This window comes from Bradyrhizobium sp. USDA3516 (genome assembly GCF_057651995.1).
The window spans coordinates 1-15939 of record NZ_JBYGYN010000002.1; the positions used below are offsets into that span (position 1 = coordinate 1).

A 15939-nucleotide genomic window follows, 5' to 3' on the forward strand; every position below is an offset into this window, starting at 1 on the left:
TCCGACGGCGGCGGGACGGAGGGGCCAGGTGGGCGCGGGGCGTCGAAACGGGGCGCGCGCGGCGGCCGCTGGGCCTCGCTTTGGTCGTCGACATTGAAGGACGGGCGGTCGGCGCGCGGCGGCGTCGGGGCCGGACGGGTGCGCGGCGGCGCGGCAGCCGGGTTGCCCTCGGCGGCACGGGTGCTGGCGCGCCGGAAGGCATCGCCACTCGAGCCGGAGCGGGCGGCGCCACCGGGACGCGAGGCCTCGCGGGCCCGCTGGGCCGCCTCCGATTCGACCTTGCGGACGGCCTCCTCCAGCGACAGCCGTTCCCGGGTGATCTCGGATTCGGAGAGCGGCGGCTGCACGCTGCGCAGCTGCGCAATCAGGGCCGTGCGCGCCCGCTCATAGAGCGCGCGACGGCTTTCGCCGGGAGCGTTGGGGTCCAGGGCGGCAATAGCGCGGGCGATCAGCGGATAGTAATCAGCCATTTCTACTCAACTATACGCGCGTCCCGGTAAGATATCGTTAAGCCTCAAACGGATTTTGCACCAGGATAGTATCCTCGCGTTCCGGGCTGGTGGAAAGCAGCGCAACCGGACATCCCACCAATTCCTCGATCCGCCGGACATATTTGATGGCCTGCGCCGGCAGGTCGGCCCAGGATCGCGCATTGGCGGTCGGCTCCTTCCAGCCCTCGATGGTCTCGTAGATCGGCTCGACGCGGGCCTGCGCGCCCTCGCCGGCCGGGAAATGGTCGATCTCCTTGCCGTCGAGCTTGTAGCCGGTGCAGACCTCGATCGAATCGAAGCCGTCGAGGATGTCGAGCTTGGTCAGCGCGAGGCCATTGATGCCGCAGGTCCGGACCGCCTGGCGGACCAGCACGGCGTCGAACCAGCCGCAGCGGCGCGGACGGCCGGTATTGGTGCCGAACTCGCGGCCGCGCTCGCCGATCTTGCGGCCGATCTCGTTGTCCTGCTCGGTCGGGAACGGGCCCTGGCCGACGCGGGTCGTGTAGGCCTTGCACAGGCCGAGCACGTAGCCGACCGCGCCCGGCCCGAGGCCGGCGCCGGTCGCGGCCTGCGCCGCCACCGTGTTGGACGAGGTGACGTAGGGATAGGTGCCGTGATCGACGTCGAGCAGCGCGCCTTGCGCGCCCTCGAACAGCATGCGCTTGCCGGCGCGCCGCTCGATATCGAGCAGCCGCCAGACCGTCTCGGCATAGGGCAGGAGCTGCGGCGCCATCGCCATCAGCTCCTTCAGGATCACCGCGCCGTCGAATTCCGGCAGGTTGAGGCCGCGGCGCAGGGCGTTGTGGTGCGCCAGCAGGCGGTCGATCTTGTGCGGCAGCGTCTGATGATCGGCAAGATCCATCAGGCGGATGGCGCGGCGACCGACCTTGTCTTCATAGGCCGGGCCGATGCCGCGGCGGGTGGTGCCGATCGCGGTGGCGGCGCTGGCGGATTCGCGGTGCGCGTCGAGCTCGCGGTGCAGCGGCAGGATCAACGTGACGTTTTCCGCGACACGCAGGTTGTCGGGGCTGACATCGACGCCCTGCGATCTGAGCCTTGAGACCTCGTCGAGGAAGGCGGCGGGATCGAACACGACGCCGTTGCCGATCACCGACAGCTTACCCTCGCGCAGCACGCCGGAGGGCAGCAGCGCGAGCTTGTAGGTCTTGCCGTTGATCACCAGCGTATGGCCGGCGTTGTGGCCGCCCTGGAAGCGGACCACGATATCCGCCTGCTCCGACAACCAGTCGACGATCTTGCCCTTCCCTTCGTCGCCCCATTGGGCGCCGACGACGACAACATTGGCCATTCGCGGGTAATCCTGTTCAATCTGTCTCTAGAAGGCATGATCCTCGCGGAAAACCGGTGCCCACTTTTCCGGGATCACGCCTGCGCCCAGCCCAATCGGCGGCCGGAGCCGCCCGCACGCAAGGCAGCCAACCGGATAAAGGAAGCAGCCCTTCTAGGCAAGCAAGAAGGGCGCATTTTAGGGGACCGACGTCCGGTCCAAGCCCTTGATATCCGCGGAAAATCCCGAACCCTGGCGGGCCGGCGCAGCACCTTCGACCAAAGCGTGAGGGGCCGCCTTCGCCGCCAGCATGGTCGCGATGCGTCCGCCCCCCGTTGATGCAACCTCGTTTTCCGTGTCTTTGGACCTGCCGGGTGATCAGCCGGCCCGGACCTCGCCGGGCCGGAGGGCCCGGCGTATTCGACGCGGGGTCCAACAATCACAATGTCCGCCACCGGCCAGACCACGCGCGCGGAAACATCCGGCCACAGCTGGATCGCCAACCAGCCTTACCTGTTGCTCAGCATCACCGCGCTGTGCTGGGCCGGCAACGCCATCGTCGGGCGGCTCGCGGCCGGCCACATCCCGCCGGTCACGCTGTCGTTCCTGCGCTGGTTCTTCGCCTTCCTGCTGGTGCTGCCGTTCGCGTGGAAGCATCTCGCGCAGGACTGGCCGGCGATCCGCGGCAAGCTCGGCCTGATGGTCACGCTCTCGGTCACCGGCATCGGCGCCTTCAACACGCTGCAATATTGGGCGCTGGAGCACACCCAGGCGCTCAACACGCTGCTGCTGCAGTCGGCCGCGCCGCTGCTGGTGGCGCTGTGGTCGCTCGCCATCCTCGGCATCCGTCTCACCGCCGCGCAGGCGTTCGGCGTGCTGCTGTCGATGTGCGGCGTGCTGACCATCCTGCTGCACGGCGATTTCACCACGCTGTCGAGCATCGACTTCAACAAGGGCGACCTGATCTTCCTGCTCGCGCTCCTGATCTTCGCGCTCTATTCGGTGCTGTCGCTGAAGCGGCCGCCGATGCACGGCCTCTCGTTCCTCGCCTTCACCTTCGGCTGCGGCGCCGCCTGTCTCATTCCGCTGGAGATCTGGGAATTGTCCGCACGCCCGGTGATGAAGCTCGACGGGCCGAACCTGTTGACCCTGTTCTACGTCGCCGTCTTCCCCTCGGCGCTCGCCTATCTCTGCTTCAATCGCGGCGTGCGCCTGATCGGCGCCAACCGCGCCGCACCGTTCTTCCACGTCGTGCCGGTGTTCGGCTCGATCATGGCGCTGGCGTTTCTGGGCGAGCACCCGCAGGCGTTCCACTTCATCGGCTTTGCATTGGTGCTGGCGGGCGTGTTCGCGGCGTCGCGGAAGCAGGCGGCGTAGCTCTTCCTTCTCCCCTTGTGGGAGAAGGTGGCGCGAAGCGCCGGATGAGGGGTATCCATACGCACATTCCAATGAGAGTTGGACTCGCCGAGAGAAACCCCTCACCCGTCTCGCCGCTGCGCGGCGAGCCACCCTCTCCCACAAGGGGAGAGGGAAAGAAGCGCGCCGCGCGATGGACAGCCTACTTCGTCTTGAACTTGCTGTAGGCCTCGCTGGTCGCGATGATCAGGTGCTCGGCGCAGGCGTTGACGCGATGCGGATCGGCTTCACGCTCGTAAGCCTCCGACGTCATCATGTCGATGAAGGCCGAGACGGACGGGTAATGCACCAGCGCGACGAAGTCCCAATCGTTACCCGCGTGCGGACCGAGTGCGACCGCCTTGGCTTCGCCGGTCCAGAGCAGCGTGCCGCCGCGCGCCTTGATCATCGGCACCGTGATGGCGCTGTAGCGCAAATATGCCTCCCAGCCCGACCCGTCGCCATCGCGCGAGCGCGCGTGGAAGCGCATCAGGTTCAGCATCACCACCGCTGAATTCGGATCGAGCCGGTCAAGGCCCTCGATGTTCAACATATTGACCGCCAATGGCACCTCCTCAAGGCTCGGCTGCATTGTAGCATTGCGGCGCTGTGACTTGTGCCATCGCGGCAATCGGGCGCAAGTTGTATTCAACGCCCATGACGACCGCTTCGCCCGCGCCACCGGCCGCCAATCCGGCCAGTTGGCTCAACAACCAGCCTTATCTGCTGCTCAGCCTGAGCTCGCTGTTCTGGGCCGGCAACATCGTGCTCGCGCGCCATGTCGGGGCGCATGTGCCCCCGCTGACGATCACCACGATCCGCTGGTTCGGCGTGTTCCTGATCCTGTTGCCGTTCGCCTGGCCGCATCTGAAGCGCGACTGGCCTGCGTTGCGCAAGAGCCTGCCATTGATGCTGTTCCTGTCGCTGGTCGGCTTTGCCTTCAACAACGCGATCTCGTACTGGGCGCTGCAATACACCGAGGCGCTGAACGCGCTGCTGATCCAGTCGGCGGGTCCCTTGTTCGTGGCGCTATGGTCGCTGGTGCTGTTCGGCGTGCGGCTGACCGGCGCGCAGCTCGGCGGCATCGCGATCTCGCTGCTCGGTGTCCTGATCATCATCCTGCGCGGCGACCTCGCCGCGCTGGCAAGCATCAGCTTCAACAGGGGCGACATCATGTTCGCCTCCTCGCTGGTGGCGTTCGGGCTCTACTCGGCCTTCATCCCGCGCCGGCCGAAGATCCACCAGCTCTCGTTCCTGTCCTTCACCACCTGCTGCGGCGCGACGATGCTGCTGCCGACGGCGATCTGGGAGGCGGCGAGCGGGGCCGTGCTGCAATTCGACGCGATCACGCTGGCGACGCTGGGCTACATCCTGATCTTTCCCTCCACCCTCGCCTATCTCTTCTTCAACCGCGGCGTGGCGCTGATCGGGCCGAACCGGGCGGCGCCGTTCTTCCATCTGGTGCCGGTGTTCGGCTCGGCGCTGGCGATCCTGCTGCTGGGTGAAAAGCTCCAGCCGTTCCACCTGATCGGTTACGCCCTGGTGCTCGCCGGCGTCGTGCTTGCATCGCGGCGGGGTTCGGCGGTGAATTAATTCCGCGCGACGGACGCGGTCACGACCTATGGCCATCTTCCGATTCCCCGTTGGACAAGCTAGGTTCCCTGCCAACCAAGAAGAGGGAACGACCAACATGATTTCAGGGCTGATTCGAAACCTGCGGACCGTCGCCGCGGCCGCGCTCTGCCTCACGGCGGCATCCACCGCTCACGCCGACACCTATCCCAGCCGCAACATCACGCTGGTGCTGCCGTTCGCGGCCGGCAGCGGCACCGACACCACGACGCGGCTGATCTCGCAGCATCTGTCGCAGGCGCTCGGCGTTGCCATCGTGATCGAGAACAAGGCGGGGGCCAACGGCATGCTGGCCGCGACCTATGTCGCGAAGGCTGCTCCCGACGGTTACACGCTGCTGGTGACGACCAACACCACGCATTCGGCCAATCCCTATCTGCTCAAGAGCCTCACTTACGACCCGGTCAAGGATTTCACCCCGATCGCCCGCACCGGCGATCTGCCCTTCATGCTGGTCATCAATCCCGAGGTGCCGGCCAAGACGGTCGGAGAGCTGGTGGCCTACGGCAAGGCCAATCCGGGCAAGCTGAGCTACGCCTCGGGCTCGTCGTCGGCGATCGTGTCGGGCGCGACCTTCGCGCACAATGCTGGGCTCGACCTCTTGCACGTGCCCTACAAGAGCTCGCCGCCGGCGCTCAACGACGTCATGGGCGGACGCGTCTCGATGATGTTCGTCGACATCCTGACCGGCCTGCCCCACGTCAACGGCAACGCGCTGCGCGCGCTCGCCGTCACCACCAAGAACCGCTCGCCGCTGGTGCCGCATTTGCCCTCGATGCAGGAGGCCGGCGTGCCGGACTTCGACATCTCGTCCTGGCAGGGCTATTTCGGCCCGGCCGGCATGCCGAAGGAGATCGTGACCCGGCTCAACACCGAGATCCGCAAGATCATCGAGAACCCGGAGATCAAGGCCAAGCTCGCCACGCTCGGCATGGACGCCTTTTCCGGCACGCCGGAGCAGCTCGGCACCTTCGTGAACGAGCAGCTGGTGCTGTGGGAGAAGCTGATCACCAACGCGAAGATCGAGAAGCAGTAGGCTCTCGTGTCCCGGATGCGCTGCAGCGTGAAACGCTGCAGCGCAGAGCCGGGACCCAGATTGCCGCTAGCATGGGCTCCGGCTCTGCAGCGCACCGCTGCACCGGACGATGCTTCGCGTCGCCGGGGAAGCGCTGCGCTGCGTCCGGGGCACGAGACCTGTTTACGCCGCGCGGACCTTGGCGAGGAAGCCGTCGACGGCATCGCGCAGAGCGCCGGACTGGTTGTCCAGCTCGCGGGCGTTGGTGAGCACGTCGCTGGCCGCGCTGCCGGTCGCTTCCGCGGCCGAGGTGACGCTGCCGATATGGGCGTTGATCTCGCTCGAGCCGGCCGCGACCGACTGGATGTTGCGGGCGATCTCGCGCGTCGCCTCGCCCTGCTGCTCGATCGATGCGGAAATGCCGGCGGTGATCTCGCTCATCTCGGCGATCGTCTGGGTGATGCCGGAGATGGCCGACACCGCGTCGGTGGTCGAGGTCTGCATCGCCGCGACCTGGGCGGAGATCTCCTCGGTCGCCTTCGCGGTCTGGTTGGCGAGCGCCTTGACCTCGGAGGCGACCACGGCGAAGCCGCGGCCGGACTCGCCGGCCCGCGCCGCCTCGATAGTGGCGTTGAGCGCGAGCAGGTTGGTCTGCGCCGCGATCGAGTGAATGAGCTTGACCACCTCGCCGATCTTCTCGGCTCCGGTGGAGAGCTCCTGCACCGTGGCGTTGGTGCGCTCGGCATCGCTGACGGCACGGCTCGCAACTTCGGTCGAGCGCGTCACCTGGCGGGAGATCTCCGCAACCGAGCTCGACAGCTCTTCTGCGGCAGCCGCGACCGTGCCGACATTGCCGGAGGCCTTCTGCGAGGCGGCACCGACGGTCGCCGCGCGCGAGGAAGCATCGCTCGCGGTCGCCGTCATCGATTGCGCCGTCGTCTGCATCCCGGCCGCGGCCGCGGAGACCGAGCGGACGATGCCGTTGACGCTGCGTTCGAAGTCGTTGGCGAGCCCCTCCATCGCATTGCGACGTTCCCTGGCCGCGCGCTCGTGCGCGGCCGCCTCGGTCTGCTCGAGCTCGCGAATCTTCTCGGCGTTGGTCTTGAAAATCTGCACGGTCGCGGCCATCGCGCCGACCTCGTCGCCGCGGCCGACGCCGGGAATATCGCCATCGAGCTTGCCGTCGGCCAGTTCCTTCATGCGGGTGCCGAGCAGGCTCAGCGGCCGGCTGATGCTGCGGCCGATCAGCCAGGCCACGCCGCCGGCCACGAGCATGATGCCGAACAGGGAGAGGCCCAGCAGCCAGGCCACCGGAGCCAGCTTGGCATCGAGGTCGTCGAGATAGACCCCGGTGCCGACGAACATGTTCCAGCCGGGAATCCCCACGGCATAGGACAGCTTGCGGGTCACGACCTTCTCGCCGGGCTTGTAATATTCGTAGCGCAGCGTGACGTCGCCCTTGGCGGCGACACCGTCGCGCAGCTCGCGGGCGAGCTTGCGGCCATTGGTTTCGACGTCGAGGCGATTGGTGCCGAACTGCTTCGGGTCGGGCGTCACCACCGCGATGCCCTCCATCGTATAGGCGAAGATGTAGCCCGAGCCCTTGTCATAGGTCATCGAGCTGCCGCGCCGGACGAACTCCGCAATGGCTGCGTCCTTGGTGAGCTGCCCGGCGTCGACCTGCTTCTGCAGACCGAGCGCCATGTTGCGCGACATCTCCACCATGGCCCTGGTCTGCTCGAAGCGGGCGTCGAGCAACTCCCGTTGCATCAGGTACGCCGCCAATGCCCCAGCCAAGCACAGTCCGAGCATGGCGACGCCGACGAGAATGCCGAGCTTCGGGGCGATCTTCAGATTGCTCAACTTCACAGGCTGGCTCCGGCAATGATGGGGTACGGGCGCACGACGAGATCGATCAAATTCGAATCAAGTCTTAGTGGCGGAGCCCTTAGCAAGTTACTTACGCACCTCCGTAGAAGCCCGGAGCCTGAACGGAAAAGCGGAAATATACCTCGCCTGCAACAACCATGAATTGTACGCACCCGCCCGGATTTCGCGTAAAAGACGCAAAGGCCCGCTCGTCGAGGCGGGCCACGACAAGAAACCAATCGGGAGCAGAGAATGCCGAAATACAGGGTGGTGACGCCGAAGGGTGCGAGCTTCACGGTCGCGGGCAGCGATTATTCCTATGAGCGCGAGGCGCTCGATCCGATCGATGCCGAGATCGTCGAGGCGCCCGCCGACGAGGCCGGGTTCATCGCCGCCGCGAAAAACGCCGACGCGATCTACGCCAAGGGCATCCCGATCACCAAGTCGATCATCGACGCGCTGGAGGGCTGCAAGGTCATCACGCTCGGCTCGGTCGGCGTCGACAGTGTCGACGTCAAGGCCGCCACGGCCCGCGGCATTCCGGTCACCAACATCCCCGACACCTTCATCGAGGAGGTCGCCGACCACGCCATGATGCTGCTGCTCGCGGGCTTCCGCCGCCTGGTCGAGCAGGACCGCATGGTGCGCGACGGCCGCTGGGCCGAGGGCCGGCCGGCGCTTTTGAAGATCCCGAGGCTGATGGGCCAGACGCTCGGCTTCATCTCGTTCGGCCGGGTTGCGCGCGCGGTCGCCAAGCGCGCCGCGCCCTTCGGCCTGCGCATGATGGCCTACGACCCCTTCATCCAGGAAACGCTGATGTACGACCACGGCGTGATCCCGGCGACGCTGAACGAGGTGCTGTCGCAATCCGACTTCGTCTCGATGCATGCCCCTGCGCGGCCCGAGGTGCACCACATGCTGACCGAGAAGCACTTCCGCCAGATGAAGAAGGGTTCGATCTTCATCAACACCGGCCGCGGCGCCACCGTGGACGAGGAGAGCCTGATCAAGGCGCTGCAGGAGGGCTGGATCGCACACGCCGCCCTCGACGTGCTGGAGAAGGAGCCGCCCTCGCACAACAATCCCCTGCTCGGCATGGAGAACGTGACCCTGACCGCCCATGTCGCCTCGGCCTCGGCACGGTTCGACGAGGCGCGCAAGCGCCGGGTGGGCTACGAATTGTCACTGGTGCTCCAGGGCATGTGGCCGGTAAGTTGCGTCAATCCGTCGGTGCTGCAGAACACCGCGCTCCGCCGCTGGCAGCCCGTCAGCATGGACCGCGGGCCGAACAGCTAGGCGGGCGGCGCAGCAAGCGCCCACGACCGAAACGGCCCTTCACCGGCGATCAACGCCGGGAAGGGAACACATAGGGAGGTACTGATGAGGAACGACATCACACGTCGTGATGCCTTGGCGCTGGGCCTGTCCGCTGCAACGTTTGCTGCCACCGGTGCTGCAGCGCAAACATCCGCTATCAAGGCTGCCGACGTCCCGGCACCCAAGCTCGACATCGAAAAGGGCGCATCCTTGCGCATGCTGCGCCCGGTGCGCTTCGTCCAGGCGGACGAGGACGTGTTCCGCGCCAATGCGGCAAAGTTCACCAAGGACACCGGGGTCGAGGTCAAGGTTGACTTCGTCGGCTGGGAAGACATCAACCAGCAGACTGCGGTCACATCTAACTCCGGCGCCGGCCCCGATATCATCATCGGCTTCTCCGACGCGCCCCATATCTACATCGACAAGCTGATCGAGCTCACCGACGTCGCCGACTATCTCGGCAAGAAGTACGGCGGCTGGCAGACTCTTGCGAAGACCTATGGAAAGAAGGCTAAGAGCGACACGTGGATCGGGCTGCCGTTCGGCGCAACAGCAGGCCCCCTCATCTATCGCAAGTCCATTCTCAAATCAGTCGGGTTCGACAAGGCTCCGGAAGATGCAGCCGGCTTCCTCGATCTCTGCAAGAAGCTTCAGCAGGCGGGTAAGCCAGCCGGCTTCGCACTGGGCAACGCGGTGGGCGACGGAAACGGCTTTGCGGACTGGATGATGTGGGCGCACAACGCGGCGTTGCTCGACGAGGAGGGCAACGTCACCATCAACAGCAAGGAGACGATCGCGGCACTGAACTTTGTGAAGCAGCTTTACCCGACATTCATCGCCGGCACGCCCTCCTGGAACGACGTCAGCAACAATCGCGCCTATTCTTCGCAGGAAATCGCGCTGACGGCAAACGGGGTGTCGTTGTACTTCTCGTTGAAGAACGATCCGGCGACGGCCGCCATCGCCGAAGATTCGGAACATCAGTTGTTGCCGAAGTTCTTTGCGCCAGCCCCGCCGATGTCTGGCCTGACGCTAAACGCAATGGTGTTCAAGCACAGCCCGTATCCGAACGCAGCGAAGGCATTCCTGCAATTCATGCTGGAGAAGGAGCAGTACGAGCCCTGGCTCAACGCCAATAGCGGCTACTGGTCGCAGCCGCTCGCAGCCTATGCCGACGCAAAAGTGTGGTCAGGTGATCCGAAGGTCGCAATCTTCAAGAACACCATGAACAACGGCTACTACGCCGGCTATAAAGGTCCGATATCGACGGCCACCGGTGCGGTGCGGGCGGACTATGTCACGGTTCAGATGTTCGCCTCCGTCGCCACCGGCGCCGCCACGCCTGAGGCCGCGGCCGCCGAAGCCGAGCAGCGCTGCAAGCGCTACTTCCGGCGGCAGCGGTAGAGACCGTCATTGCGAGCGAAGCGAAGCAATCCAGAATCCCTCCGCGGATGCAGCCTGGATTGCTTCGTCGCTTCGCTCCTCGCAATGAAGGTGGAGTGACTTCCTGAAACAGGACAACACACTGATGTCCGTGACCACCCTTTCCTCCCACGCACTGGCGCAGCGGCAGCCGAACTGGATCGTGCGGCTGTTCGACTACAAGCCGTTCCTGATCGTGATGTGCCTGGCGCCCGCGATCGGGCTGCTCACCGTGTTCCTGACCTACCCGCTCGGTCTCGGCATCTGGCTCGCCTTCACCGACACCACGATCGGCCGGCGCGGCATTTATGTCGGGATCGAGAATTTCCAGTACCTGCTCACGGACCCCCTGTGGTGGAACGCGGTTTTCTACAGCGTGTTCTACACGGGAGTGGCGACCTTCGGGAAATTCGCGCTCGGCTTCTGGCTCGCCCTGCTGCTCAACAACCATTTCCCGTTCAAGAGCCTGCTCCGCGCCATCGTGCTGTTGCCCTGGATCGTGCCGACCGTGCTCTCGGCGCTGGCGTTCTGGTGGATTTACGATCCGCAGTTCTCGATCATCTCCTACCTCCTGGTCGACGTGCTGCATTGGCGCGACAGCAATATCGACTTCCTCGGCTCGCCCTGGCCGGCGCGCTTCTCGCTGATCGCCGCCAACATCTGGCGCGGCATTCCCTTCGTCGCGATCTCGCTGCTGGCGGGCCTGCAGACCATTTCGCCCTCGCTCTACGAGGCCGCGATGCTGGACGGCGCCAGCGCCTGGCAGCGCTTCCGCTACATCACGTTCCCGATGATGCTGCCTATCCTCGCCATCGTCATGACCTTCTCGATCATCTTCACCTTCACCGACTTCCAGCTGGTCTACGCCATCACCCGCGGCGGTCCGGTGAACTCGACCCATTTGCTGGCGACGCTGGCGTTCCAGCGCGGCATCGCCGGCGGCGAGCTCGGCGAAGGCGCGGCGATCGCGGTGTCGATGATCCCGTTCCTGGTGTTCGCGACGCTGTTCTCCTATTTCGGCCTGGCGCGCCGCAAATGGCAGCAGGGAGAGGCCAATGACTGAAACCGTCGCGCAATCGACCGTCGCGGACGCAAAAGCACCGCCCGACACCATGGCCTGGGATTCCGGGCTGCGGCGGCTGATGATGATCTATCTGCCGCTCGGCTGCTTCGTTCTGATCCTGCTGTTTCCGTTCTATTGGATGGCGATCACCTCGTTCAAGCCGAATGCGGAGCTGATGAACTACCGGGACAACAACCCGTTCTGGATCTCCTCGCCGACGCTGGCGCACATCAAGCACCTGTTGTTCAACACCTCCTATCCGCAATGGCTGAAGACGACGATGTTCGTCGCGATCGGCTCGACCACGCTGTCGCTGATCGCGTCGACGCTGGCGGCCTACGCGATCGAGCGCCTGCGCTTCCGCGGCAGTCCCTATGTCGGCCTCGGCATCTATCTCGCCTATCTGGTGCCGCCGTCGATCCTGTTCATTCCGCTCGCCACCGTGGTGGTGCAATTCGGCCTGTTCGACTCGCCGCTGGCCCTGATCCTGGTCTATCCGACCTTCCTGGTGCCGTTCTGCACCTGGCTCCTGATCGGCTATTTCAAGTCGATTCCTTACGAGCTCGAGGAATGCGCGCTGGTCGACGGCGCCACGCGGCTGCAGATCCTGCGCCGGATCACGCTGCCGCTCGCGGTGCCCGGCCTGATCTCGGCCGGCATCTTCTCCTTCACGCTGTCCTGGAACGAGTTCATCTACGCGCTCGCCTTCATCCAGAGCGGCGCCAACAAGACCGTGCCGGTCGCGATCCTGACCGAGCTCGTCACCGGCGACGTCTATCAATGGGGCGCGCTGATGGCGGGATCACTGCTCGGCTCGCTGCCGGTCGCGATCTTCTACTCGCTGTTCGTGGATTATTACGTGTCGTCGCTGACAGGCGCGGTAAAGGAGTAGACGAAGCTGCGGCCTTTGGCCCGGCTTCACAATACTGCAACATGCGATCCGCATAAGCGTTGCGTCCGCCAACAGGAGACGCACATGCGCGCGACTTTTCTTTGCACCGTCGCCACGATCATCCTCACCGCGAGCACAGCGCTCGCGCAGAGCGAGGGCGAATTTCCCGCCAAGCTCGCCGGCCACGCGGTGATGCCGGCCGAAACCTTCATCGAGGCGCCGGCCGATGCCCCGGCCGATCTCAAGACGGCGGGCAAATATACCACCGGCAAGCGGGTCGAGGCGCTCGGCACCGTGATGGGCAAGTCCTTTGAGCGTCCGACCGGCGTGTCGCTGCCGTTCAAGGGCCAGCCGCTGCAGGGCCATTCCGGCATCAAGACCATGCCCGACGGCACGTTCTGGGTGCTGACCGACAACGGCATGGGCGCGCGCGCCAACTCGCCGGATTCGATGCTGTACCTCAACCGCTACAAGATGGATTGGGCCAGCGGCAAGATCGAGCGGCTGGAGACCATCTTCCTGCACGATCCCGACAAAAAGGTGCCGTTCCGCATCCTGCATGAGGACACCCAGAAGCGCTATCTCACCGGCTCCGATTTCGACACCGAAGGTTTCCAGATCGTCGGCGATACCTTCTGGATCGGTGACGAGTTCGGCCCCTATGTCCTGAAGGCGGACAAGTCGGGCAAGATCCTCGGCGTGTTCGACACGGTGGCCGACGGCAAGCCGGTGCGCTCGCCCGACAATTGGGCGGTGGGGACGCCGGCCGCGCCGGGCGCGACCTACACCAACGTCAATCTCCGCCGCTCCAAGGGCTATGAGGGCTTCGCCGCGTCAAAGGACGGCAAGTTCCTCTACGGTCTGCTCGAGGGACCGCTGTGGGATGCCGACAAGAAGGATTGGGAGAAGGTCGACGGCAAGGAAGCCGCCCGCATCCTCGAGTTCGACGTCACCGCGGAGAAATTCACCGGCCGCTATTGGCACTATGTGTTCGAGCAGAACGGCAACGCCATCGGCGACTTCAACATGATCGACCAGGCCTCCGGCCTCGTCATCGAGCGCGACAACGGCGAAGGCACCGCCGACAAGGCCTGCCCGCAGGGCACTCGCGGCGAGAGCTGCTTCCCCGACCTCGCCAAGTTCAAGCGCGTCTACAAGATCGAGCTGACCGACGCCAATGTCGGCAAGCCCGTGCGCAAGATCGGCTATATCGACCTGATGAAGATCAGGGATCCCGACAAGAAGGCGCGGAAGCCGCTCAACGACGGCGTCTACACCTTCCCGTTCTTCACCATCGAGAACGTCGATCGCGTCGACGACACCCACATCATCGTCGGCAACGACAACAACCTGCCGTTCTCCTCCAGCCGCGATCCCAACAAGGCCGACGACAACGAGTTCGTGCTGCTCGAGGTCGCGGATTTCCTGAAGGCGAAGTGAATTCGCTCTCTGCTCCTCTCCCGCCTGGCGCGGGGGAGGAGTTCGTTGGCGGTCACTTACCGAACGCCACGCCGATGTTGATGGGGATCGTCCCATAGGTGATTTCAGATGGCACCGGTGGGAATGGCTGCGCCTGGCGCACCATGGCCATGGCTTGGGCGTCGAGCGCTGCGACACCCGACGATCCGCCGAGGCGGCTGGACAACACCTGACCGCTACGGCCAAGCGTGAAACTCACCTTGACCGTGCCCTTCTGGCCATTCGCACTTGCCGGATACTGGTGGAAGCGCATGAGGTGCGCGCGGACGCGCTGATAATAAGTCGCCATCGCAGACGCGACCGAGCCGGCGTTGACGGCAGAGGCCAGCGGCGCCTGCCGCTCCGCACGCGGCGGTGCGCTGGTGCGCGGCGCCGGAAGCGCGTCCGACGGCTTGCGGGCGTCGAGGCGGACCGCCTTGGGCTTCGCCGGAGCGGGCTTCTCCACGGGTGTAACTTTCGCAGGCTCGGGCTTCGGCGGGCTCGGCTCGAGCTTCTGTTCCGGTGGAGCCACCACATCCGGCTGCTCCTGCGGCGGTGTCGGCGGGATCAGTTCCTCGACAGCCTGCTGCTGCACCGGCTCGGGCGGTGACGCATCCGCCTGCTGCATCGTCGGTCCCGGCGCGATGTCCAGCGGCGTCGACTGCGGTGCCGACGTCTCCGGCGTCATGTCGATCAGGATGGCCGGCATGTTGACGCCCTCGTCCGGCACCTGCTTCAGCCAGTTCATCGCAAGCAGCGCGGCGCCGAGATGCAACGCTACGATCATCGCCGCCGAGACGCCCCAGCGCGCGCCCTCCCGCTCGTCAAGCGGCTGGTGCAAGGCAAAGGCGTTCGCGGCCATCAGCTGCGTCCGTCGAGCCCGACGAGGGCGACCTTGAGATAGCCGGCGTTGCGCAGGGTGTTCATCACCTCCATCAGGTCGCCATAGGAGACGGCCTTGTCGGCGCGCAGATAGATGCGCTCGTCCTTGCGGCCCTTGGTTGCGGCATCCAGGGTGGTGCTGAGCCCGTCGCGGGCGACGATATCCTCACCCACGGCGATCGAAAGGTCCGGCTTGACGGTGACGAAGACCGGCTTGTCCGGGCGTGGCGCCGGCTCGGCCGCCGTCGCCGGCAGATCGACGCCGATGTCGACCGTGGCGAGCGGTGCGGCCACCATGAAGATGATCAGCAGCACCAACATCACGTCGATGAACGGCGTGACGTTGATCTCGTGGGTGAGGTCGAGCTCGCCAGCGTCTCTGCGCGAGCCGAGTTTCGATGCGCCAAGTTTCGCGGCCACGGCCTACTCCGCTGCCCGCGCCAGACGGAAATGGCCGTGGTCGCGCTGGCGGCTCACCAGCAGCATGAGCTGCGCAGAGGCGTCGCCGAGCAAAGCGCGGTAATTGGCGATGCCGCGGACCAGATGATTGTAGATCACGACGGCCGGAATCGCGGCGACGAGGCCGAGCGCGGTCGCGAGCAACGCTTCCGCAATGCCGGGCGCGACCACCGCGAGGCTGGTGGTGTGGCTCTCGGAGATGCCGATGAACGAATTCATGATGCCCCAGACGGTGCCGAACAGGCCGACGAACGGCGCGACGGCGCCGATGGTCGCGAGCACGCCGGTGCCGCGCGCGATCTGCCTGGACATCGCCGCCTCGACCCGCTCCAGCCGCAGCGCGACGCGCTCCTGCAGGCCGTCGTCGAGGATGCCGCCGGAGAGCTCGGCCTCCCTGGCGCAGGACTGAATCAGTTGGGCAACGGCGTCGCGCGCGTCGCCGGTCCGCGCGGATGCTTCGGCCAGCGTCATGTTGCCCTCGAGGGTGCGCGTCCGATACAGGGCGAGCGAGCCCTTGCGACGCAGCTCGATGGTCTTGGCGAGCCACACCGTCCATGTCACCAGCGAGGCGACGGCGAGCCCGACCATGACGATCTTCACGACGATGTCGGCACCGAGGAACATGCCCCAGGGTGACAGATTGCGCGGCAACAGCGCCGCGTCGATCGCAAAGGCCGGTGCCGGCGCGAGCGCCAGCGCGCTTGTTAGGATCACATGGCGAAGCCTGGAATTGCTCTGCATCCCGATCTCCCGACA

Annotated in this window: 14 protein-coding genes and 1 pseudogene; 8 read left to right on the forward strand and 7 right to left on the reverse strand. The window is 65.5% G+C overall.

All coding sequences use genetic code 11. The features are described from left to right. Both AC24YW_RS05895 and AC24YW_RS05900 read right to left on the reverse strand, forming a co-directional pair. Positions 1 to 470, reverse strand: a pseudogene (locus AC24YW_RS05895) (hypothetical protein); the annotation flags it as partial. A 37-nt stretch (positions 471 to 507) separates the two neighbouring features. After that, positions 508 to 1800 (reverse strand): adenylosuccinate synthase, encoded by a 1293-nt coding sequence (locus AC24YW_RS05900; protein ID WP_487481866.1) that lies wholly within the window; start codon positions 1798 to 1800, stop codon positions 508 to 510. A gap of 423 nt (positions 1801 to 2223) precedes the next feature. Between AC24YW_RS05900 and AC24YW_RS05905 the strand changes: the two genes are divergently transcribed. Next, positions 2224 to 3156: a DMT family transporter gene (locus AC24YW_RS05905; protein ID WP_487481867.1), complete on the forward strand. Its 933-nt coding sequence runs from the start codon at positions 2224 to 2226 to the stop codon at positions 3154 to 3156. 181 nt (positions 3157 to 3337) lie between these two features. On the opposite strand, the gene AC24YW_RS05910 is transcribed toward AC24YW_RS05905, so the two are convergent. Beyond that, positions 3338 to 3739 (reverse strand): DUF1330 domain-containing protein, encoded by a 402-nt coding sequence (locus AC24YW_RS05910; RefSeq protein WP_487481868.1) that lies wholly within the window; start codon positions 3737 to 3739, stop codon positions 3338 to 3340. Between the two features lie 92 nt (positions 3740 to 3831). Here AC24YW_RS05910 and AC24YW_RS05915 point away from each other — a divergent pair, with 92 nt between their 5' ends. Both AC24YW_RS05915 and AC24YW_RS05920 read left to right on the forward strand, forming a co-directional pair. After that, positions 3832 to 4767: a DMT family transporter gene (locus AC24YW_RS05915; protein WP_487481869.1), complete on the forward strand. Its 936-nt coding sequence runs from the start codon at positions 3832 to 3834 to the stop codon at positions 4765 to 4767. Between the two features lie 97 nt (positions 4768 to 4864). After that, entirely contained in the window at positions 4865 to 5842 is a 978-nt protein-coding gene (locus AC24YW_RS05920) for a Bug family tripartite tricarboxylate transporter substrate binding protein (protein WP_487481870.1), read from the forward strand. A 162-nt stretch (positions 5843 to 6004) separates the two neighbouring features. Here the strand turns inward: AC24YW_RS05920 and AC24YW_RS05925 are convergent, their stop codons facing one another. Continuing rightward, a complete protein-coding gene (locus tag AC24YW_RS05925) occupies positions 6005 to 7690 on the reverse strand; it encodes a methyl-accepting chemotaxis protein (protein ID WP_487481871.1) in 1686 nt (561 codons plus the stop codon). Positions 7691 to 7942: 252 nt separating this feature from the next. Here AC24YW_RS05925 and AC24YW_RS05930 point away from each other — a divergent pair, with 252 nt between their 5' ends. The 5 genes from AC24YW_RS05930 (at position 7943) to AC24YW_RS05950 (ending at position 13824) form a co-directional block, all read left to right on the forward strand. Then, positions 7943 to 8986 (forward strand): C-terminal binding protein, encoded by a 1044-nt coding sequence (locus AC24YW_RS05930; protein ID WP_487481872.1) that lies wholly within the window; start codon positions 7943 to 7945, stop codon positions 8984 to 8986. Between the two features lie 84 nt (positions 8987 to 9070). Further along, on the forward strand, positions 9071 to 10411 hold the full coding sequence (locus tag AC24YW_RS05935) for an ABC transporter substrate-binding protein (RefSeq protein ID WP_487481873.1): 1341 nt from the start codon (positions 9071 to 9073) through the stop codon (positions 10409 to 10411). 124 nt (positions 10412 to 10535) lie between these two features. Next, complete coding sequence (locus AC24YW_RS05940; RefSeq protein WP_487481874.1) at positions 10536 to 11492, forward strand: carbohydrate ABC transporter permease; 957 nt, start codon at positions 10536 to 10538, stop codon at positions 11490 to 11492. Further along, complete coding sequence (locus AC24YW_RS05945) at positions 11485 to 12384, forward strand: carbohydrate ABC transporter permease (RefSeq protein WP_487481875.1); 900 nt, start codon at positions 11485 to 11487, stop codon at positions 12382 to 12384. The genes AC24YW_RS05940 and AC24YW_RS05945 overlap by 8 nt, the downstream gene beginning before the upstream one ends. A gap of 84 nt (positions 12385 to 12468) precedes the next feature. Next, positions 12469 to 13824 (forward strand): esterase-like activity of phytase family protein, encoded by a 1356-nt coding sequence (locus tag AC24YW_RS05950; protein WP_487481876.1) that lies wholly within the window; start codon positions 12469 to 12471, stop codon positions 13822 to 13824. 52 nt (positions 13825 to 13876) lie between these two features. On the opposite strand, the gene AC24YW_RS05955 is transcribed toward AC24YW_RS05950, so the two are convergent. Genes AC24YW_RS05955 through exbB form a run of 3 tightly spaced genes read right to left on the reverse strand, consistent with a single transcriptional unit; the run spans position 13877 to position 15924 of the window. Beyond that, the gene (locus AC24YW_RS05955) at positions 13877 to 14704 is read right to left on the reverse strand and encodes a TonB family protein (RefSeq protein ID WP_487481877.1); all 828 of its coding nucleotides are present in this window, start codon (positions 14702 to 14704) and stop codon (positions 13877 to 13879) included. Further along, complete coding sequence (gene exbD, locus AC24YW_RS05960; protein ID WP_487481878.1) at positions 14704 to 15144, reverse strand: TonB system transport protein ExbD; 441 nt, start codon at positions 15142 to 15144, stop codon at positions 14704 to 14706. The genes AC24YW_RS05955 and exbD overlap by 1 nt, the downstream gene beginning before the upstream one ends. 3 nt (positions 15145 to 15147) lie before the next feature. Next, positions 15148 to 15924: a tonB-system energizer ExbB gene (exbB, locus tag AC24YW_RS05965; RefSeq protein WP_487481879.1), complete on the reverse strand. Its 777-nt coding sequence runs from the start codon at positions 15922 to 15924 to the stop codon at positions 15148 to 15150. Between the last annotated feature and the right edge of the window lie 15 nt (positions 15925 to 15939).